This is a genomic window from Microbacterium sp. 22242, from assembly GCF_052045495.1.
Classification (GTDB): Bacteria; Actinomycetota; Actinomycetes; order Actinomycetales; family Microbacteriaceae; genus Microbacterium.
Window position 1 is genome coordinate 54,304 of sequence record NZ_JBQEOZ010000011.1, and the last position, 18,546, is coordinate 72,849.

An 18,546-nucleotide genomic window follows, 5' to 3' on the forward strand; every position below is an offset into this window, starting at 1 on the left:
TGTCGGATGTACGAGTTATCGTCTCTTCGTACGTTGCATTACTAGAAGAGATGTTCGAGGATGGATCCATGGGGATGGCTCTCGGTTCGATGATGGACCCCGCCGCCGACGCTCGGGCCGGGGATGTGCTCCGGCTGCGCCGGGAGATCACCCGCATGCAGCGCCGGCGGAGCGATCTGCCGCTGATCCCGGTCGCTCCCGCGCTGCAGCCGATCCTGCCGGAGGGCGGTCTGCAGGTCGGCACGACGTACTCGCTCTCCCCCTCTCCCGGGCTCGTGGCCGCGCTGCTCGCGGGCGCCTCCGCCACCGGGGCCTGGTGCGCCGTCGTCGGCATGCCGACCCTGGGCGTCGAGGCGCTGGCCGGGCACGGCGTGGACCTGAGCCGCCTGCTCCTCGTGCCGGGGCCGGGGCCGCGCTGGCTCTCCGTCGTCTCCGCACTCTCCGAGGTGATCCCCCTCATCGCGATCCGCCCCTCGTCGCCGGTCGGCCAGGCCGAGCTCTCCCGGCTGAGCGCACGGTTGCGGGATCGCGGCTGCACGCTGCTGGTCGTCCCCGCCCGCGGGGGATCGTCCGCCCGCGCCGGCGACATCGCCTGGCCGCAGAGCGAGGGCTCGATCCGCATGCACGACCCGCACTGGCGGGGCCTCGGCGCGGGCTGGGGTGCGCTGGAGGAGTGCGAGGCGACGGTCACCGCGCGCACCCGCCGCTCCCCCGTGCCGCAGAGCGTGCGGGTGCGGCTGCCCGGTGCCCATGGCCGGATAGAGGCCGTCTCCCCCGCCGCACCTCGGCTCGTCCCGCTCCCCTCCGTCCGGACCGGGCTGCGCCCGGTCGCCGACGCGCGCGCCCTGCTGGCGGTGGCGGGATGAACTCCGCGGTCCGCGTCCCGTCCGGCGTGCCGCCCGTCCGGGTCATCGTGCTGTGGTTCCCGGACTGGCCGTTGCGCGCCGCGCTGGGAGCCGCCGCGGACGAGCCCGCCGCGATCTTCCACGCGAACCGGGTGGTCGCGTGCTCCGCCGCCGCCAGGGCCGAGGGCGTGCGGATCGGGCAGCGCCGGCGCGAGGCGCAGGGGCTGCTGCCCTCCCTGCGCATCCTGCCCGCCGATCCGGCACGGGACGAGCGGGCGTTCCTGCCCGTGCTGCGCCTGATCGAGGCGCACGCCCCCGGCGCGCAGCTGCTCCGCCCCGGCCTCGCCCTGCTCCGCGCCCGCGGGATCGCCCGCTATCACGGCGGGGAGGAGGAGGCGGCGCGCGCGCTGCACGACCGCCTCGCCGAGGAGGGGCACTCCGAGGTGCGGATCGGGATCGCCGACGGGCCGTTCACCGCCGAGCTCGCCGCGCGCGGCGCCGATCCGGCGCTCGTGGTCGCCGCGGGCGCGTCCGCCGCGTTCCTCGCCCCGCTGCCCGTGCAGGCCCTGCATCACGTGACCGGAGGCGACGACGAGGTCGCCCCGCTGCTGCTCCGCCTCGGCGTGCGCACCCTCGGCGAGCTCGCCGCCCTCGGCACGGCCCGGCTCAGGGAGCGCTTCGGCGAACGCGGAGTGCGCCTGCACGCCCTGGCGGCGGGCGCCGACTCCCGTCCGGTCGTGCCGCGGTCGGCGGATCCGGAGCTCGAGGCGGAGGTCGAGTTCGAGCCCCCGCTCGGCCAGTCCGACCAGATCGCGTTCGCGGTGCGGCAGAGCGCCGACGCCGTGATCCTCGCCCTCGGAAAGGCCTCGCTGGTGTGCACCGAGGTGCGCATCGACCTCACCGACGACGACGAGCAGGTGACCTCCCGGACCTGGCTGCACCCCACCTGCTTCGAGGCCTCGGATCTCGTCGACCGGGTGCGCTGGCAGCTGGAGTCGCTCGCGGCCGAGGCCGCCGCAGCCGGCGAGGACGCCGACGAGGCGCATCGCTTCCGCGGCATCGCCCGGGTGCGGATCGCGCCGGTCGCGGTCGACGACGCCGCGCACCACCAGCCGGCGCTGTTCGGCTCCGGCACCGACGATCGGCTGCACCACGCCGTCTCCCGCGTGCAGACCCTGCTCGGTCACGAGGGCGTGCTCACCGGGACCGTCGCGGGAGGGCGTCTGCTCAGCGACCGGCAGCAGCTCACGCCCTGGGGCGAGCGGGTGGTGCCCGCCCGGCCCCCGGATCAGCCCTGGCCGGGGCAGCTGCCGGATCCGCTGCCGGCGGAGGTCTTCGTGCCGCCCCGGCCGATCGCGGTGACCGCGGCGGACGGCAGCGCGATCGGCGTGGACGGCCGCGGCCTGCTCAGTGCGGATCCGGCCGCCGTCGACTCCTGCGCCGTGCTGTCCTGGGCCGGTCCCTGGCCGCTGCGGGATCGCCGCGGGGATCCCGCAGGCTCCCTCTGCGGCGAGCGCCTGCAGCTGGTCGACGCCGAGGAGCGGGCCTGGCTCGTGCTCCACCAGGGCGACCGCTGGTGGGCCGAAGGGAGGTATCACTGATGGGCTGGCACAACCCGGACATGTCCTGGGCGGAGCTGGAGCGCACGCTGAGCGGTCGGAAGCCGCTGCATCAGGAGGGGACGGTGGATGCGCCATCGCGCATGCACAAGCGCCCGCCGATCCGGCTGGGCGACATCCCGCGTCCGGCGGACGCTGTCCCCTACGCCGAGCTGCACGTGCACTCCTCGTACTCCTTCCTCGACGGCGCCTCCTCCCCCGAGGAGCTCATCGCGGAGGCGCAGCGGCTGGGGCTGAGCGCGCTCGCGATCACCGACCACGACGGCTTCTACGGTGCGGCGCACTTCGCCGAGGCCGCCGCATCCCTCACATCCGCCGACGGCGCCGGGTCGTCCGCCGACGGCGCCGGGTCGTCCGCCGACGGCGCCGGGTCGTCCGCGTCCCCCTCCGGTTCCGGGGACGCCTCCCCGCTGCAGACGGTGTTCGGCGCGGAGCTGTCCCTCGGCGGCGGGGCCCCCACCCCGGCGCGCAACGGCGCTCCGGACCCGCTCGGCGAGCACCTGCTCGTGCTGGCCCGGGGCGAGGAGGGCTACCACCGTCTGTCCGGGGCGATCACCGAGGCCCAGCTGCGCGGCGGCGAGAAGGGACGCCCGCACTACGTGCTGGAGTCCCTCGCGAACCGGGCGCAGGGGCACTGGACGATCCTCACCGGCTGCCGCAAGGGGGCCGTGCGCACCGCGCTCGAACGGGAGGGGCCGGAGGGAGCGGAGCGGGCGCTGCGCACCCTCGTCGACCTGTTCGGCACGGATCGGGTGGCGGTCGAGCTGATCGACCACGGCGATCCGCTCGACACCCGCCGCAACGACATCCTCGCCGCTCTCGCCGCCGCGCACGGGCTGCCGGTGGTCGCCACGAACAACGTGCACTATGCGAGACCCGATGACGCCGCCCTCGCCGAGGCGATCGCGGCGGTGCGCGCCACCCGGAGCATGCGCGAGCTGGAAGGCTGGCTGCCCGCGCACGGCTCGGCCCACCTGCGCAGCGGGGCGGAGATGACCGCCCGCTTCGCGCGCTACCCCGGCGCGATCGCGCACGGTCTGGAGATCGCGGAGGCCTGCGCCTTCCCGCTGCGCCGCGCCAAGCCGGCCCTGCCCACGATGCGGGTCGGCCCGGGCGAGACGCCGATGAGCCGCCTGCGCGCGCTGGTCTGGGCGGCCGTGCCGGAGAAGTACCCGCACCTCACCGACGAGGGACGGAAGAGGATCGAGCGTGAGCTGGCCGTGATCGAGGAGAAGGACTTCCCCGGCTACTTCCTCATCGTGCACGGGATCGTCACGGAGGCGAAGGATCGGGGGATCCTCTGCCAGGGACGCGGATCCGCCGCGGCGAGCGCCGTCTGCTACCTGCTCGGCATCACCGCGGTGGACGCGATCCGGTACGGCCTTCCCTTCGAGCGCTTCCTCGCCACCACCCGCAACGAGGAGCCGGACATCGACGTGGACTTCGACTCCTCACGCCGGGAGGAGATCATCCAGTGGGTCTACGAGGAGTACGGGCGGGAGAACGCGGCGCAGGTCGCGAACGTGATCCAGTACCGTCCGAAGAACGCGGTGCGCGACATGGCCCGGGCGCTCGGGCACTCCCCCGGCCAGCAGGACGCCTGGTCGCGTCAGGTGGAGCGCTGGGGCCTCGACCTCTCCCTGGTCGCTGACCACGACATCCCGGAACAGGTGGTCGACTACGCCGACAAGCTGCTCCGGGCGCCGCGGCACCTGGGCATCCACTCCGGCGGCATGGTCCTCACTCGCGAACCCGTCGGCGAGGTGGTGCCGGTCGAGCACGCCCGCATGGAGAAGCGCACCGTCATCCAGTGGGACAAGGACGCGAGCGCCTGGATGGGACTGGTGAAGTTCGATCTGCTCGGGCTCGGGATGCTCTCCGCCCTGCGGCACTGCTTCGACCTGGTCCGCGACGCGACCGGCGAGGACTGGACACTGGACACTCTGCCGAAGGAGGAGCCCGCGGTCTACGACATGCTCTGCCGGGCGGACACGATCGGGGTGTTCCAGATCGAGTCCCGCGCGCAGATGGGGCTGCTCCCCCGCCTGCAGCCGCGGGAGTTCTACGAGCTCGCGATCCAGATCGCCCTGATCCGCCCCGGCCCGATCCAGGGCGGAGCCGTGCACCCCTTCGTGCGGCGCAAGCTCGGGCAGGAGACGGTCACCTACGCCCACCCCGTCCTGGAGCCGGTGCTGAAGCGCACCCTGGGCATCCCGGTGTTCCAGGAGCAGCTCATCCAGATGGCGACCGCGCTCGGGAACTGCACCGCCGACGAGGCCGACATCCTGCGCCGGGCGATGGGGTCGAAACGCGGGCTGGAGAGGATCGACAGCATCAGGAAGAGCCTGTACGACGGGATGCGCGAGCACGGGCTGGACGAGGAGACCGCCGATCGCATCTATGCGCAGATCCAGGCGTTCTCCGACTTCGGCTTCGCCGAGTCCCATTCGCTGTCGTTCGCGCTGCTCGTCTACGCCAGCTCCTGGCTCAAACTGCACTATCCCGCGGCGTTCCTCGCCGGGCTGCTGCGCTCGCAGCCGATGGGGTTCTACTCCGCCGCGACCCTCACCGGAGACGCCCGGCGGCACGGGGTCGAGGTGCGCCGGCCCGACATCGCCCTGTCCGGAGCCACCGAGACGCTGGAGCCGCTGGATCCCGCGCAGACGGGCCTCACCGGCATCTCCTCGTGCGCGGTCCAGCTCCCGAAGGAGGAACCCGAGAAGTTCGATCCGAAGGCCGCGGACGAGTCCGCCGCGCATCGCCGCGACGGCCGCTTCGCCGTGCGCCTGGGGCTCGCCGGCATCACCGGGATCGGCGAGAAGACGGCGGAGCGGATCGTGGCCGAGCGCGCCGCCCGCGGACTCTACCGCGATCTGAACGACCTCGTCCGGCGCACCGACCTCACGGCCGCGCAGGTGGAGGCGCTGGCCACCGCGGGCGCGTTCGACGCGCTCGGACTGCAGCGCAGGGAGGCGATCTGGCTCGCCGGCTCCGCCGCGGAGGACCGCGCCCGCTACCTGCCCGACACGGTGGTCGCGGTGCAGCCGCCGCTGTTCCCCGACCAGACCAGCTACGAGATCCTCACCGCCGACCTGTGGGCGACGGGGGTGTCCACCGACGACCACCCGCTCGCGCACTTCCGCCCCGGGCTGGATGCGCGCGGGGTGCTGACCTCCTCTGCGCTGCGCACGCACGAGACCGGCCGCAGGGTGGAGGCGGCAGGACTGGTGACGCACCGGCAGCGCCCCTCCACCGCGGGCGGGGTGACCTTCCTCAATCTCGAGGACGAGCACGGCCTCGTGAACGTGATCTGCACGCAGGGCGTGTGGCTGCGCTACCGCCGGATCGCCCGGGAGTCGCCGGCCCTGATCGTCCGCGGGATCCTGGAGCGCTCCCCCGAGGGGGTCGTCAATCTGGTGGCCGACGCGTTCGAGGCGCTCCAGGTGGGCGTCGCGCACCACTCCCGGGACTTCCAATGAGCCCCCGCGTCCCCACCGGAAACGAGATCCTCACCGGATGCGCCTTCCTCACAGGAGGTGCTTTCCTCACCAGAAGTGCGGTTGCTCCTCCTGCGGAGGGCGGTCCGTGCCGCCCCAGACCGCCGCCTGGGCCTTCGCCGCGGCAGCCGCCCTGCTCGCGCCCTCGAGCGCGACCGCCGATCCGCTCGGCGCCGCCGAACCCGGTACCGGAACCGCGTCGAGGACGAGATCGGTCGTCACGCCCTCCTCGGCCGCGATCACCGTGCATGCGGCCACCCGGCCGCGCCAGGGCAGCACCCCGAGGTCGGGCAGCACCGAGCGCGGCACGAGATAGGCGACCCCGGTGGTCAGATCGCGGATCCGCGCCGTCGAGGCCTCCTCGTCCACCGCGACGATGCGCCCCACGCCGAGCGGAGCCGACAGCGGAAGCGTCACGGTCACCGACATGGATCCACCATCCTCCAAAAGACCGGCGCCGTCCAGGCGGGGCCTACTTCTGCGTCGAGGACACCAGGCTGTCGTAGTGCCGGTCGTGATAGAGCAGGGGCGCTCCGGGGGTGCCGTCGACGACGTCCAGCACATCGAGCAGGATCAGCGCCGACGGGCCCACGCGATGCGTCTCCCGGATGCTGCCGCGCACCGCCACCCGCGCGGAGGGCAGGAACGGCTCTCCGGTGGGGAGGAGCTGCCAGCCCTGCTCCGGCGTGAACCGAGGCTGGCCTGTGCGGGCGAAGGCGTCGGCGATCGGCTCCTGACCCGCGACGAGGAAGTGCACGAGCATGCTCGGCGCGGACAGGATCCCGCCGGCGCTGCCCGTCGCGCGGGTGACCGAGAACACCAGGACGGCAGGGTCCGCGCTCACCGATGCGACGCTGGACAGCGTGAGACCGACCGGGCCGTCCGCAGTCGTCGCCGAGACGAGAGCGACGCCGGCCGGGTGATGCCGGAACGCTCCCTTGAACTTCTCCGTGACGTCCTGATCCAGTCCCGGGTCGGTCATGCTGATCCTCTTTCGTCGTCGCAGCCGGTGTCGGGTTCCGGCTCACCTTCCACCGTATTCCTGTTCCGAGGGCGCGGGATGCGACCGGCGATCGCTCCCGCCCGTGCAGCGCGAGGAGCCCCGGACCGCCCCGCGGAACGGGCGCTCCCGCCCTGGACCCGCGAGCGAACGGGGGGCGGAAGCGGTGCTGGCAGCACCTATGGCACACCACCGCGATTTTGTCCAGAGCCTGGACGGCGCGGTGCGGCCCGCGGACGATATCCCTGAGGCGGAGAAGGCGTTCCTGCGGGCTGCAGGGGCGCCCCCGCCGGGGACATCCCGCAGGAAGGGAGGTGATCAAGCATGGAAGACGAACTCATCGTGATCCTCAATCTGACGGGCGCGCTGTCGTACTTCGTGATCACCTCGGCGCTGGACGAACACGCCGGCCGCCTCGAAGCGGAGGCGGCGATGGATCCGCTGCACGCACCCGCTCTCCTCGCCGACGCCGCAGAGGCCAGGAGCCTGGCGCGGAAGATCGAGGATCAGATCCTGGTGTGAGCCTCTCGCCTCGCCGCCATCGCGCGGCGGGGCGGCTGTGTGTCCAGGGGCGGTCCGGACGAACCACGGCGTCACCGGGTCGTCTCCGGTGGTTGTCTCCGGTGGTCGTCACCGGGTTCTGCCGCGCCCTCCGCCGGCACTCGCCGGTCGCCGTCCTTACCGGTTCGGCAAACTCGCCGATTCTTTCGCCGACACGAAGACCGCAGCACGCCCGATCCTGCCCGCCGTCTCCGCTACGCTCGCACGAGTCGCCGCGCCGTGGTCCCCTCCCGGCGCCGCGCGCCCCGCGATGACGCGGACGCATCCACGAAGACGTGCAGAAGGAGAAGCGATGACGCGCATCGGAATCGTGACCGAGCAGCCGCCCGAGACGAGGGTCGCCGCGACGCCGGCGACCGTGCAACGGCTCGTGGCCCTGGGATACGAGGTCGCCGTGCAGGCCGGCGCCGGAACGGCATCCGCGTTCCCCGACGACGCCTACGCGTCGGCCGGTGCCGAGATCGTCGGCGCGGATGCCGCGCTGGCCGGCGACATCGTGCTGAAGGTGAACGCGCCGACGGACGCCGAGGTGCAGGCGCTGCGACCGGGCGCCCTGCTCATCGGCCTGCTCGCCCCCGCGTTCCAGCCCGAGCTGCTGGCCGCGCTCGCAGCCCGCGGCGTCACCGCGCTCGCGATGGATGCGGTGCCGCGCATCTCCCGCGCGCAGTCGATGGACGTGCTGAGCTCGATGGCCAACATCGCCGGCTACCGTGCCGTGGTCGAGGCCGCGCACGAGTTCGGGCGGTTCTTCACCGGGCAGGTGACCGCCGCGGGCAAGGTCCCGCCCGCCAAGGTGCTCGTCGCGGGCGCCGGCGTCGCCGGGCTCGCCGCGATCGGGGCGGCGTCCAGCCTCGGCGCGATCGTGCGGGCGACGGATCCTCGCCCCGAGGTCGCCGATCAGGTCCGGTCGATCGGCGGCGAGTACCTGAAGGTCGAGGTCGCCGTCGAGCAGTCCACGGACGGCTACGCGAAGGCCACCAGCGAGGCGTACGACCGCCGCGCCGCCGAGATCTACTCCGAGCAGGCCGCGGACGTCGACATCGTCATCACCACGGCGCTCATCCCGGGCCGCGCGGCGCCGCGGCTGATCACCGCGGCGGACGTCGCGCGCATGCGCTCGGGCAGCGTCATCGTCGACATGGCGGCCGGTCAGGGCGGCAACGTCGAGGGATCGGTCGCCGGCGAGCGGATCGTGACCGCGAACGGCGTCGTCATCCTCGGCTACACCGACCTCGCGTCGCGCCTGGCCACCCAGGCCTCGCAGCTCTACGGCACCAACGTCGTCAACCTGCTCGCCCTGCTCACCCCGGGCAAGGACGGCGAGGTGGTGCTCGACCTCGACGACGTCGTGCAGCGCGCGGTGACGGTCGCCCACGACGGCCAGGTGACCTGGCCGCCTCCCCCGGTTCAGGTGTCCGCGGCCCCGCCCGCTCCGGCGGCGGCCCCCGCGCCCGCCGCGCCGCAGAAGAAGGAGCTCACCGCCGGCGGCAGGATCGGACTCGTCGCGCTCGGGATCGCGGTGCTGTTCCTCGTGAACGCGTTCGCCCCGGCCCCGCTGCCGCAGCACTTCACCGTGCTGACGCTCGCGGTCGTCGTCGGCTTCTCCGTGATCGGCCGCGTGGCGCACGCGCTGCACACCCCGCTGATGAGCGTCACGAACGCGATCTCCGGGATCATCGTCGTCGGTGCGATGATCCAGCTCACCAGCAACGCCCTGATCGCGCAGATCCTCGCGGCCGTCGCCGTGCTGCTGGCCTGCATCAACATCTTCGGCGGTTTCGCCGTGACCCGCCGCATGCTCGCGATGTTCGCGAAGAGCACCGCGCCCGCGCACGGCGCGGCACCTGCAGAGAAGGCGGGGGCCTGATCCATGGATGCTCTGCTCACCCCGGCGTCGATCGCCGGAGCCGCCTACCTGGTCGCGGCGCTGCTGTTCATCCTGAGCCTGGCCGGGCTCAGCCGCCACGAGAGCGCCAGGGCCGGCGTCGGGTACGGCATCGCGGGAATGGCCATCGCGCTCGTCGCGACCGTCTGGGCCGTGATCGTCGACGCCTGGGGATCCGCCTCCCTCACCGTCGGCGCGATCCTGCTCGTGATCGCCGTCCTCGTCGGCGGCTCGATCGGGCTGTGGCGCGCCCGGGTCGTCGCGATGACCGGGATGCCCGAGCTGATCGCGCTGCTGCACAGCTTCGTCGGCCTGGCCGCGGTGCTGGTCGGCTGGAACGGCGCGATCGAACCGAACACCCTCACCGGGGCGCTGCGCGACATCCATCACGCCGAGGTCTTCATCGGCGTGTTCATCGGAGCGGTGACCTTCACCGGTTCGATCGTCGCGTTCCTGAAGCTCTCGGCGCGGATGAAGTCCGCGCCGCTCATGCTGCCCGGCAAGAACGTGCTCAACCTCGGCGCACTCGTCCTGTTCGTCGTGCTGACCGTCTGGTACGTGATCACGCCGGTGCTGTGGCTGCTGGTCGTCGTCACCGTGCTCGCGCTGCTGCTCGGCTGGCACCTGGTCGCCTCGATCGGCGGCGGCGACATGCCCGTCGTGATCTCGATGCTGAACAGCTACTCGGGCTGGGCTGCGGCTGCTGCCGGCTTCCTCCTCGACAACGATCTGCTGATCGTCACGGGTGCGCTCGTCGGATCCAGCGGTGCCTACCTCTCGTACATCATGTGCAAGGCGATGAACCGGTCCTTCCTCTCCGTCATCGCGGGCGGGTTCGGGATCGCCGCGCCGTCCTCGGCCGGAGACGACGAGGAGGGCGAGATCCACGAGGTGGATCCGGAGGGCGCCGCCGCGCTGCTGCGCGACGCGTCGAGCGTGGTGATCACCCCGGGCTACGGCATGGCCGTGGCGCAGGCGCAGTACCCCGTGGCCGAGCTGACCGCGAAGCTGCGCGAGCGCGGCGCGCGGGTCCGGTTCGGGATCCATCCGGTCGCCGGGCGCCTGCCCGGGCACATGAACGTGCTACTCGCCGAGGCCAAGGTGCCCTACGACATCGTCGAGGAGATGGACGAGATCAACGACGACCTGGCCGAGACGGACGTCGTGCTCGTGATCGGCGCGAACGACACCGTCAACCCGGCGGCCGCGGAGGATCCGGGCAGCCCCATCGCGGGCATGCCCGTGCTGAGGGTGTGGGAGGCCGCGAACGTCATCGTGTTCAAGCGCTCGATGGCCGCCGGATACGCCGGTGTGCAGAACCCGCTGTTCTTCCGGGAGAACGCGCAGATGCTGTTCGGCGACGCCAAGCAGCGAGTGGAGGACATCCTGCGCGCTCTCTGAGCCCGCGCGGCCGCACCACGCCGGTCCGGCGCCGTGCGGCCGCAGCCGCAGTCCGGCGCCGTGCGCGTCGGCCTGCGCGTCCCACCCGCGCACGGCGGCGACCGGGCGTAGCGTGACAGCGGGGGGAGTCTCGACGAAGGGCGGTTCGACGATGAGCAGCAGCACCGGTCCCCGCGGAATCTTCCGCAGGAAGCCGATCGATCAGATCGAAGACGAGGACGAGTCCGGAGGCCTCAAGCGCGAGCTGGGGCTGTGGCAGCTGACCGCGATCGGCGTCGGCGGCATCATCGGCGCAGGCATCTTCACGCTGGCCGGAGAGGTCGCGCACCAGACGGCGGGTCCCGCGGTGCTGATCTCGTTCCTCATCGCCGGGATCGCGAGCGCGGCCGCGGCCCTGTCCTACGCGGAGTTCGCCGGCATGATCCCGAAGGCGGGATCCGCGTACACCTACGGCTATGCGGTGCTGGGCGAGGTCGTCGGCTGGTTCATCGGCTGGGATCTGCTGCTGGAGTACACCGCGATCGTCGCGGTGGTCGCGATCGGGATCTCCGGGTACATCGGGTTCCTGGTGACGCAGCTCGGCGTGCAGCTGCCGGACTGGATGCTCGGCGCCGTCGGCACCGGGCCAGGGCGCGTGGTCGACGTCTTCGCCGTGCTGCTCTGCCTGCTCACGGCATTCGTGCTCACGCGCGGGATCCGCAACGCGGCGCGCTTCGAGTTCATCGCCGTCGGGATCAAGGTCCTCATCGTGGTGCTGATCATCGCGCTCGGCGTGTTCCACATCGACAGCGCGAATTACCACCCGTACTTCCCGTTCGGCTTCGGCGGGGTGATGACCGGGGCGGCGACGGTGTTCTTCGCGGTGTTCGGCTACGACGCGATGAGCACGGCGGCCGAGGAGTCCAAAGACGCCCGCAGGCACATGCCGAAGGCGATCCTGCTCTCCCTCGCGATCGCAATGGTGCTCTACGTACTGGCCACGCTCGTGCTCACCGGCATGCAGAACTACAAGAGCATCGACCCGAAGAGCGGATTCGCGAGCGCCTTCGCCTCGGTCGGCCTGGGCGGCGCGGCCAACGTCATCGCGATCGGCGCCATCATCGGCATCATCACGGTGCTGCTGACGTTCATGCTCGGCGTGACCCGGGTGTGGTTCTCGATGAGCCGCGACGGCCTGCTCCCGGAGTGGTTCGCGAAGACCAGCCGGAAGCACCGGGTGCCGACGCGGGTGACCTGGATCGCGGGCATCGCCGCGGCGATCCTGGCGGGCGTGGTGCCGATCTCGACGGTCGCCGAGCTCACGAACATCGGGATCCTGCTCGCCTTCGTGGTGGTCTGCGCGTCGGTGATCGTGCTGCGCTATCGCCGTCCCGACATCCCGCGGCGCTTCCGGCTGCCCCTCATGCCGGTGGTGCCGGCGATCGGCGTCGCCGCGTCGCTCTGGCTCATCTCGTACCTGCACTGGGAAACCTGGGTGCGGTTCGCGGTGTGGTTCGTGCTCGGCCTGATCGTGTACTTCGCGTACTCGAAGCGGCACTCGCTCCTCTCCCCGGACAGCCCCCGTCACGCGACGACAGAGGCAGACCAGACGCGTCCCTCGGTCGACTGAGCCGACGGGCTCCGGCAGGAGAAGGTCTCTGACGCGAAGCTGCGTCAGAGACCTCTCGGACCTGCCGGGTCACCTCACCCGCGGTCGCCCCTAACCCTCAGGCGCTTCGCAGACCCCGGTGTCCTTCAGGAAGTAGTCGCCGTTCGGGGAGAAGTGCTCGACGACCGAGACGGTCGCGTAGACGCCGCCGGACGCCATGCGGATCACGAAGTGGTCGGTGTTGGTCGCCACGACGGTCATGCTGTCCTCGTCGGCTCCGGTGGCGCCGAACCAGGAGGAGCCGCTGAGGTAGTAGGTGTTTCCCGCCTCATCGGTCAGGGTGACGCCGCGCGGCACGATCGTGCCGGTGATATGCGACATCCCCTGGGCGTCCATCACGCCCTCGAACGACTCGTAGACCATGCCGCCGGTCACCGTCAGGTCGCCGGTGCTGCACGAGAAGGTCGATCCGGTCGGATCGAACGAGTCATGCTGGCGGAAGGTCTGCGCCGCAGCGCTCGCAGGTGCGGCCGTCAGCAGCGCGATCGCTGCGGCGGTGGTGACAACGGTGGCCGCAGCAGCGGCCGAACGCAGTTTCCTCATAAGAATCCCCAGATCTTCATTGATTTTTGCGCGCCCCGCGCGAGCACATGGTAATCCTCCCCGTGCCCCACGACAAGAGACCAGCGGAGGTTCGGAGACCGTGGCCCAGACCGCCTCCCGGAGGGGCGCTCACGCCTGTGGAAACCGACAGCCGCGCAGTCCGGAAGCACGTGCGGTGACGCACCGGGAGGAAGGTCATGACCACGCGGGAACACCCGCGATCCGGCGGACGCGTACCCCGCTCGCAGTACACGCATTTCCTCCCCTGAGACGATGCGGGCAGCTCGACTTCCGAGGATCCTGAACACGGCGGATCCGCCACAAACTCCTGGAGCCCGAATGACGCCCCCTGCACCTGACGCCGTGTCCACCGACGCGGCGTCGTCCACCCCCGTGATCTCCGTGCGCGACGTGCGCAAGTCCTACGGCCGCGGCAGCGGGCGCTTCGACGCGCTGAAGGGGGTGAGCCTGGACATCGCGGACGGCGAGAGCATCGCGATCATCGGCAAGTCGGGGTCGGGCAAGTCCACCCTGATGCACCTGATGGCGCTACTGGACGAGCCGACCAGCGGAGCCATCGCGTTGAGCGGGCAGCACACGGCGACGCTGAAGGGATCCGCGCTGAACCGGATCCGCAACAAGACGTTCGGCTTCGTGTTCCAGCAGTTCTTCCTCACGCCGAACCAGAGCGTGCTCGAGAACGTCGTGCTGCCGCTGAAGATCGCGGGCGTCGGGGCGGGTGAGCGCCGGCGACGCGGCATGGCCGCACTGGAGCAGCTCGACCTCGCCGACAAGGCGCGGAACAAGGCCGTGAACCTCTCCGGCGGCCAGAAGCAGCGCACGGTGATCGCCCGGGCACTGGTGAACGATCCGCGGATCATCTTCGCCGACGAGCCGACGGGCAACCTCGACTCCGTGACGGGCGCGGTCGTCGAGGACATCCTGTTCGCCCTCAACCGCGACCACGGGATCACGCTCGTCATCGTCACCCACGACGAGGACCTCGCTGCGCGGTGCGACCGACGCGTGCACATCAAGGACGGGCTGATCGAGGAGGTGGCGGCATGAAGGCCCTCGACCTCATCGGCAGCGCGGTCGCCGGCACGTTCCGGTCCAAGACCCGCACGACGCTGACGATCCTCGCGATCTTCGTCGGCGCCTTCACGCTCACCATCACCAACGGTCTCGGCACCGGCATCAACCGCTACATCGACGACACGGTCTCCGGGTTCGGCGCGAGCGACGTGCTGACGGTGACGAAGAAGGCGGACACCGCCCCTGCCCCCGGCAGCACCGCGCCGCGCGAATACGACCCGAACACGGCGTCGGCGGGCGGCGGGCGCGTCGGTCCCGGAACAGTCGCCGTGCTCGCGCAGAGCGATCTGGACGCGCTGGCGAAGATCAGCGGGGTCACCGATGTGAAGCCCGTGCGCGCCGTGTCCGTGGACTACATCCAGTTCGACGGCGGCAAGAAGTACGTGATCAGCGCGGGCAGCCTCGTGGCCGGCCAGAGTGTGAAGCTCGCGGCCGGTGCTGCGCCCGACGACTCGGCCACGGCCCTGCAGCTCGCCCTGCCCACCGACTTCGTCACGCCGCTGGGCTTCTCCAGCGCCGCCGACGCCGTCGGCAAGACCGTCACGCTCGCCGTCACCGACGCCACCCGCAGTGCGCACACGATCGAGGCCACGATCTCGGGCGTCTCAGAGTCGACGTTCAGCCTGACCGGCGGCACCGCGAGCATGCTCCCCAACGACGCGCTCACCAACGCACTCTACTCCGCGCAGCAGACCGGCGTGCAGCCGGCCCAGCAGAACCGGTACACGCAGGCGCACGTCTGGTTCGCGAACTCGTCCTCCCCCGCGCAGGTCACCGCGCTGCAGGACCGGCTCAGCAGCGCCGGCTACACCTCGACCACGGTCCAGCAGCAGCTCGGCACGTTCAAGACCGTGATCGACGGGATCGTGCTGGTGCTCAACGCGTTCGCGATCATCGCACTGCTCGCGGCGAGCTTCGGCATCATCAACACGCTCTACATGTCGGTGCAGGAGCGCACCCGCGAGATCGGCCTGATGAAGGCGATGGGCATGGGCTCGGGGCGCGTGTTCGGGCTGTTCAGCCTCGAGGCGACGTTCATCGGCTTCCTCGGCAGCGCACTCGGCGTGCTGGTGGGCATGCTCGTGGGCGGGGTGGTCAGCCGGATCCTCGGGCGCACGGTGCTGTCCGGACTGTCCGGGCTGCAGCTGGTCGCGTTCGACGCGCCGTCCGTGATCTCCGTGATCGTCCTGGTCATGGTGATCGCGTTCCTCGCCGGCACGCTGCCGGCGGCGCGGGCGGCGCGTCAGGATCCGGTCGAGTCGCTCCGTTACGAGTAGCCGGCGGATTCCGCCGCTGCGCGCAGGCGTTCCGCGGCCTCGGCCAGCAGGTCGCGGAGCTCCTGCGGCCCTTCCACGATCACCTCGACGCCGAGCGCGACGACGACCGCCGGCAGCCAGTCCAGACGCTCGGCCCGGATCACCGCACGATGTGCGACGGATCCGCCCTCCTCGAGACGCTCCAGGATGGCGACGCTCTCGGGGAGGACGGCGCGGATCCGCTCCTCGGTCGCGCGGATCCGCAGCACCACCCGCCAGCGCAGATCGGCCTCCGCGAAGCCGCGCACGAGGTGCGCTCGGGCGTCGCGGCGGGGCGGTTCGAAGGATCCGGCGGCGACCCGCGCCGTCTCGATCCGGTCGATCCGGAAGGTGCGCTCGTCATCCAGCGCGGTGTCGCGCCCGACCAGATACCAGTGCCCCGCGTGCGCGACGACGTCGTAGGGCTCGATCGTGCGCCGGGACGGCGCGCCCTCCCGCCCGCGATATCGCACGTCGAGCCGGCGACGGGATCGCACGGCGTCTGCCACCGTGAGCAGCACGCCCGCCGCCGGCACCGCATCCGCTCCCCCGAAGACCGCTGTCTCCAGGAGCGGATCCAGTCGCCGGGCCGACTCGACCGGCAGCGAGCGGAGGATCTTGGACGTCGCGGTCCGCGCTGCCAGATCCGGCTCCCCGGCCGTCTGCGCCAGGTGCAGGCCCACCACGACCGCAACCGCCTCGGCATCGGTCAGGATGAGCGGCGGCATGCGGAACCCCGCCGCGATCCGATACCCGCCATAGCGGCCGCGCACGGTCTCGACGGGGATGTCCAGGTCGACGAGGTGCCGGACGTAGCGGCGCACGGTGCGCTCGTCCACGTCGAGCCGCTCGGCGAGCTCTCGGGCACCGCGCAGCTCGGCGGACTGCAGCAGCTCGAGCAGCTGCAGCACGCGGGCGGTGGGGGCGGGCATGCGCATTCCTCTCAAAGAGGTCGGATTCTGTCCGCCATCGAACGTAGCGTGAACGTCCGACGCACCGCCGGTGCGCACCGAACTGGAGGACCCATGCAACTCACCGCCACCCGAATCTTCACCGACGACGTCGATCGCCTCGTCGCGTTCTACGAGAGCATCACCGGTCTCGTCGCAGAGCGCGTGCACCCGCTGTTCGCCGAGCTGCGCACCCCGTCCGGCACGCTCGCGATCGCCAGCACGAGCACGGTGCCGCTTCTCGGGAACGGAGCGGCGGAGGCCGGAGCCAACCGCAGCGTCGTCCTCGACTTCCGCGTCGACGACGTCGATCGTGTGTTCGAGGCGCTCCGCGGGATCGTCGACGAGATCGTCCTGCCGCCGACGGAGATGCCCTGGGGCAACCGATCACTGCTGCTGCGCGACCCCGACGGCAATCTGATCAACTTCTTCGTGCCGGTGAGCGCCGCAGCACGGGACCGCTCAGCCCGTGCCGCCGGGAACACGTGGAGGTCCGCGGTACGTTGAAGTGGTCGAGCATCCGCCGCACGAGAGGACCCCCATGCGCCCGTATCTGGACAAGGCAGCCCCCGACGTCTGGAAGGCCGCGTCCGCGTATTCGGACGTGGTGTCGAAGGCCGCTCTCGAGCACGGGCTGACCGTGGCCGAGACCGAGTTCATCAAGATGCGCGCATCGCAGCTCAACGGCTGCGCCTTCTGCCTCGACCTGCACGCGCGCGAATCCCGTTCCGCCGGGATCACGCAGCAGAAGCTCGACCTGCTGCCGGCGTGGCGCGAGTCCACGCTCTACACGGAGCGCGAGCGCGCCGTCCTGGCGATCGCCGAGGCCGCGACCCGGATGCCGCTCACCGAGGACTCCCGCGGCGATCTCGCCGCCGCGCGCGGTGTGCTCGGCGACCACGCCTTCGCCGGCGCGGAATGGGTCGCCGTCACGATCAACATGTTCAACCGCATCTCGATCCTCAGCGAGCACCCGGTGCGCCCTCGCGACGCCGACGGCCACGTCATCCGCTGACCCCGGCGTCCGGCGGCCGCGCCGCGAAGAGGGCGCGTGCGTCGGGCCCGCCGGATGATCCGACGGGCCCGACGGTGGTGCGGCTACTGCGCGACGGCCTCATCCCGCCGCGGCAGCACCCAGCCGGCGCGCGGGAAGTGGCAGGTGTAGCCCTCGGGGTAGCGCACGAGGTAGTCCTGGTGCTCGGGCTCGGCCTCCCAGAACGGGCCCGCGGGCTCGATCGTGGTCACCGCCTCACCCGGCCACAGCCCGGACGCGTCGACATCGGCGATCGTGTCGCGGGCGACCTGCTCCTGCTCGGGGCTGAGCGGGAAGATGGCCGACCGGTAGCTCGTGCCGATGTCGTTGCCCTGGCGGTTCAGCGTGGACGGGTCGTGGATCTGGAAGAAGAACGCGAGGATGTCGCGGTAGGTCGTCTTCGCCGGGTCGAACACGATCTCGACGGCCTCCGCGTGGCCCGGATGGTTCCGGTAGGTGGCGTGGTCGTTGCTGCCGCCGGTGTAGCCGACGCGCGTGCCGAGCACACCGGGCTGGCGGCGAATCAGGTCCTCCATCCCCCAGAAGCAGCCGCCGGCGAGGACGGCCGTCTCTGCGCCCGGAACGCGGGTGATGGATCCGGTGTCGGCGGTTCCGCTGGTCATGATGCGTGCTCCTCTGTGCTGTTCTGGTCGGATGTGCGGGGGTGGGTGTCGAACAGTCCACGGTACGCGCCGTAGCCCTGCTCCTCGAGCTCGGCGACGGGCACGAAGCGCAGCGCCGCCGAGTTCATGCAGTATCTCAGGCCGCCGGCCTCGCGTGGGCCGTCGTCGAAGACGTGCCCGAGATGGCTGCCGGCACCGGTGGAGACCGCCTCGGTCCGGACCATGCCGAACGTGCGGTCCGTCGCCGTCGAGACGGCCGCGGCGTCGATCGGCCGCGTGAAGCTCGGCCAGCCGGTTCCGCTGTCGAACTTGTCCGTGGACGAGAACAGCGGCTGCCCGGACACGACATCGACGTAGATGCCCTGCTCGTGGTTGTCCCAGTACTCGTTGCGGAACGCCGGCTCGGTGCCGCCCTCCTGCGTCACTCGGTACTGGTGCGGCGTGAGGGCGTCCAGCGCCTCGGGGGTCTTGCGGTAGTCGGTGGGATTCATCGTGATGCTCCTCTGCTGCCGCCGCTGGCTGCGGCGACATCAGGAAGAACGTGCGCACCC

17 protein-coding genes are annotated in these 18,546 nt (G+C 71.5%); 11 read left to right on the forward strand and 6 right to left on the reverse strand.

Annotation, left to right across the window (positions count from 1 at the left end):
* Window positions 1-68: 68 nt before the first annotated feature.
* Genes ACTJJZ_RS12800 through ACTJJZ_RS12810 form a run of 3 tightly spaced genes read left to right on the forward strand, consistent with a single transcriptional unit; the run spans window position 69 to window position 5,943 of the window.
* Window positions 69-866 carry a hypothetical protein gene (locus ACTJJZ_RS12800; protein ID WP_440721570.1) on the forward strand — a complete coding sequence of 266 codons (798 nt, stop codon included), beginning with the start codon at window positions 69-71 and terminating at the stop codon, window positions 864-866.
* Window positions 863-2,446, forward strand: a complete 1,584-nt coding sequence (locus ACTJJZ_RS12805) for a DNA polymerase Y family protein (RefSeq protein ID WP_440721571.1) — start codon at window positions 863-865, stop codon at window positions 2,444-2,446. The genes ACTJJZ_RS12800 and ACTJJZ_RS12805 overlap by 4 nt, the downstream gene beginning before the upstream one ends.
* A complete protein-coding gene (locus ACTJJZ_RS12810) occupies window positions 2,446-5,943 on the forward strand; it encodes an error-prone DNA polymerase (RefSeq protein WP_440721572.1) in 3,498 nt (1,165 codons plus the stop codon). Before ACTJJZ_RS12805 ends, ACTJJZ_RS12810 begins: the two co-directional genes overlap by 1 nt.
* 66 nt (window positions 5,944-6,009) lie before the next feature.
* Here ACTJJZ_RS12810 and ACTJJZ_RS12815 read toward each other — a convergent pair whose 3' ends face one another.
* Both ACTJJZ_RS12815 and ACTJJZ_RS12820 read right to left on the reverse strand, forming a co-directional pair.
* On the reverse strand, window positions 6,010-6,390 hold the full coding sequence (locus ACTJJZ_RS12815; RefSeq protein ID WP_440721573.1) for a hypothetical protein: 381 nt from the start codon (window positions 6,388-6,390) through the stop codon (window positions 6,010-6,012).
* Window positions 6,391-6,433: 43 nt separating this feature from the next.
* Entirely contained in the window at window positions 6,434-6,943 is a 510-nt protein-coding gene (locus ACTJJZ_RS12820; RefSeq protein ID WP_440721574.1) for a flavin reductase family protein, read from the reverse strand.
* 342 nt (window positions 6,944-7,285) lie between these two features.
* On the opposite strand from ACTJJZ_RS12820, the gene ACTJJZ_RS12825 reads away from it, so the two are divergent.
* The 4 genes from ACTJJZ_RS12825 to ACTJJZ_RS12840 all read left to right on the forward strand — a co-directional run bounded on the left by ACTJJZ_RS12825 (window position 7,286) and on the right by ACTJJZ_RS12840 (window position 12,417).
* On the forward strand, window positions 7,286-7,483 hold the full coding sequence (locus tag ACTJJZ_RS12825) for a hypothetical protein (protein WP_440721575.1): 198 nt from the start codon (window positions 7,286-7,288) through the stop codon (window positions 7,481-7,483).
* A 331-nt stretch (window positions 7,484-7,814) separates the two neighbouring features.
* Entirely contained in the window at window positions 7,815-9,389 is a 1,575-nt protein-coding gene (locus ACTJJZ_RS12830; RefSeq protein WP_440721576.1) for a Re/Si-specific NAD(P)(+) transhydrogenase subunit alpha, read from the forward strand.
* Between the two features lie 3 nt (window positions 9,390-9,392).
* A complete protein-coding gene (gene pntB, locus ACTJJZ_RS12835; protein WP_440721577.1) occupies window positions 9,393-10,808 on the forward strand; it encodes a Re/Si-specific NAD(P)(+) transhydrogenase subunit beta in 1,416 nt (471 codons plus the stop codon).
* Between the two features lie 151 nt (window positions 10,809-10,959).
* Window positions 10,960-12,417, forward strand: a complete 1,458-nt coding sequence (locus tag ACTJJZ_RS12840) for an amino acid permease (RefSeq protein WP_440721578.1) — start codon at window positions 10,960-10,962, stop codon at window positions 12,415-12,417.
* Window positions 12,418-12,507: 90 nt separating this feature from the next.
* On the opposite strand, the gene ACTJJZ_RS12845 is transcribed toward ACTJJZ_RS12840, so the two are convergent.
* Window positions 12,508-12,999 carry a hypothetical protein gene (locus ACTJJZ_RS12845; protein WP_440721579.1) on the reverse strand — a complete coding sequence of 164 codons (492 nt, stop codon included), beginning with the start codon at window positions 12,997-12,999 and terminating at the stop codon, window positions 12,508-12,510.
* Between the two features lie 339 nt (window positions 13,000-13,338).
* Here ACTJJZ_RS12845 and ACTJJZ_RS12850 point away from each other — a divergent pair, with 339 nt between their 5' ends.
* Together ACTJJZ_RS12850 and ACTJJZ_RS12855 are read left to right on the forward strand one after the other, a co-directional pair.
* On the forward strand, window positions 13,339-14,067 hold the full coding sequence (locus tag ACTJJZ_RS12850; protein WP_440721580.1) for an ABC transporter ATP-binding protein: 729 nt from the start codon (window positions 13,339-13,341) through the stop codon (window positions 14,065-14,067).
* The gene (locus tag ACTJJZ_RS12855) at window positions 14,064-15,371 is read left to right on the forward strand and encodes an ABC transporter permease (protein ID WP_440721581.1); all 1,308 of its coding nucleotides are present in this window, start codon (window positions 14,064-14,066) and stop codon (window positions 15,369-15,371) included. Before ACTJJZ_RS12850 ends, ACTJJZ_RS12855 begins: the two co-directional genes overlap by 4 nt.
* Here the strand turns inward: ACTJJZ_RS12855 and ACTJJZ_RS12860 are convergent.
* A complete protein-coding gene (locus ACTJJZ_RS12860; RefSeq protein WP_440721582.1) occupies window positions 15,362-16,321 on the reverse strand; it encodes a helix-turn-helix transcriptional regulator in 960 nt (319 codons plus the stop codon). The genes ACTJJZ_RS12855 and ACTJJZ_RS12860 overlap by 10 nt on opposite strands.
* Window positions 16,322-16,414: 93 nt before the next feature.
* Here ACTJJZ_RS12860 and ACTJJZ_RS12865 point away from each other — a divergent pair, with 93 nt between their 5' ends.
* Together ACTJJZ_RS12865 and ACTJJZ_RS12870 are read left to right on the forward strand one after the other, a co-directional pair.
* The gene (locus tag ACTJJZ_RS12865; RefSeq protein WP_440721583.1) at window positions 16,415-16,846 is read left to right on the forward strand and encodes a VOC family protein; all 432 of its coding nucleotides are present in this window, start codon (window positions 16,415-16,417) and stop codon (window positions 16,844-16,846) included.
* 34 nt (window positions 16,847-16,880) lie between these two features.
* The gene (locus ACTJJZ_RS12870) at window positions 16,881-17,354 is read left to right on the forward strand and encodes a carboxymuconolactone decarboxylase family protein (protein WP_440721584.1); all 474 of its coding nucleotides are present in this window, start codon (window positions 16,881-16,883) and stop codon (window positions 17,352-17,354) included.
* Between the two features lie 83 nt (window positions 17,355-17,437).
* On the opposite strand, the gene msrA is transcribed toward ACTJJZ_RS12870, so the two are convergent.
* Together msrA and msrB are read right to left on the reverse strand one after the other, a co-directional pair.
* Complete coding sequence (gene msrA, locus ACTJJZ_RS12875; protein WP_440721585.1) at window positions 17,438-17,995, reverse strand: peptide-methionine (S)-S-oxide reductase MsrA; 558 nt, start codon at window positions 17,993-17,995, stop codon at window positions 17,438-17,440.
* Window positions 17,992-18,486, reverse strand: coding sequence for a peptide-methionine (R)-S-oxide reductase MsrB (gene msrB, locus ACTJJZ_RS12880; protein WP_440721586.1), 495 nt, complete (start codon window positions 18,484-18,486; stop codon window positions 17,992-17,994). Before msrB ends, msrA begins: the two co-directional genes overlap by 4 nt.
* Window positions 18,487-18,546: the final 60 nt, after the last annotated feature.

Bases quoted from the DNA above. Each gene is read 5' to 3' on its own strand.
- ACTJJZ_RS12800 (WP_440721570.1), top strand. From the start codon at position 69: ATGGGGATGGCTCTCGGTTCGATGATGGACCCCGCCGCCGACGCTCGG.
- ACTJJZ_RS12805 (WP_440721571.1), top strand. From the start codon at position 863: ATGAACTCCGCGGTCCGCGTCCCGTCCGGCGTGCCGCCCGTCCGGGTC.
- ACTJJZ_RS12810 (WP_440721572.1), top strand. From the start codon at position 2,446: ATGGGCTGGCACAACCCGGACATGTCCTGGGCGGAGCTGGAGCGCACG.
- ACTJJZ_RS12815 (WP_440721573.1), bottom strand. From the start codon at position 6,390: ATGTCGGTGACCGTGACGCTTCCGCTGTCGGCTCCGCTCGGCGTGGGG.
- ACTJJZ_RS12820 (WP_440721574.1), bottom strand. From the start codon at position 6,943: ATGACCGACCCGGGACTGGATCAGGACGTCACGGAGAAGTTCAAGGGA.
- ACTJJZ_RS12825 (WP_440721575.1), top strand. From the start codon at position 7,286: ATGGAAGACGAACTCATCGTGATCCTCAATCTGACGGGCGCGCTGTCG.
- ACTJJZ_RS12830 (WP_440721576.1), top strand. From the start codon at position 7,815: ATGACGCGCATCGGAATCGTGACCGAGCAGCCGCCCGAGACGAGGGTC.
- pntB (WP_440721577.1), top strand. From the start codon at position 9,393: ATGGATGCTCTGCTCACCCCGGCGTCGATCGCCGGAGCCGCCTACCTG.
- ACTJJZ_RS12840 (WP_440721578.1), top strand. From the start codon at position 10,960: ATGAGCAGCAGCACCGGTCCCCGCGGAATCTTCCGCAGGAAGCCGATC.
- ACTJJZ_RS12845 (WP_440721579.1), bottom strand. From the start codon at position 12,999: ATGAGGAAACTGCGTTCGGCCGCTGCTGCGGCCACCGTTGTCACCACC.
- ACTJJZ_RS12850 (WP_440721580.1), top strand. From the start codon at position 13,339: ATGACGCCCCCTGCACCTGACGCCGTGTCCACCGACGCGGCGTCGTCC.
- ACTJJZ_RS12855 (WP_440721581.1), top strand. From the start codon at position 14,064: ATGAAGGCCCTCGACCTCATCGGCAGCGCGGTCGCCGGCACGTTCCGG.
- ACTJJZ_RS12860 (WP_440721582.1), bottom strand. From the start codon at position 16,321: ATGCCCGCCCCCACCGCCCGCGTGCTGCAGCTGCTCGAGCTGCTGCAG.
- ACTJJZ_RS12865 (WP_440721583.1), top strand. From the start codon at position 16,415: ATGCAACTCACCGCCACCCGAATCTTCACCGACGACGTCGATCGCCTC.
- ACTJJZ_RS12870 (WP_440721584.1), top strand. From the start codon at position 16,881: ATGCGCCCGTATCTGGACAAGGCAGCCCCCGACGTCTGGAAGGCCGCG.
- msrA (WP_440721585.1), bottom strand. From the start codon at position 17,995: ATGACCAGCGGAACCGCCGACACCGGATCCATCACCCGCGTTCCGGGC.
- msrB (WP_440721586.1), bottom strand. From the start codon at position 18,486: ATGAATCCCACCGACTACCGCAAGACCCCCGAGGCGCTGGACGCCCTC.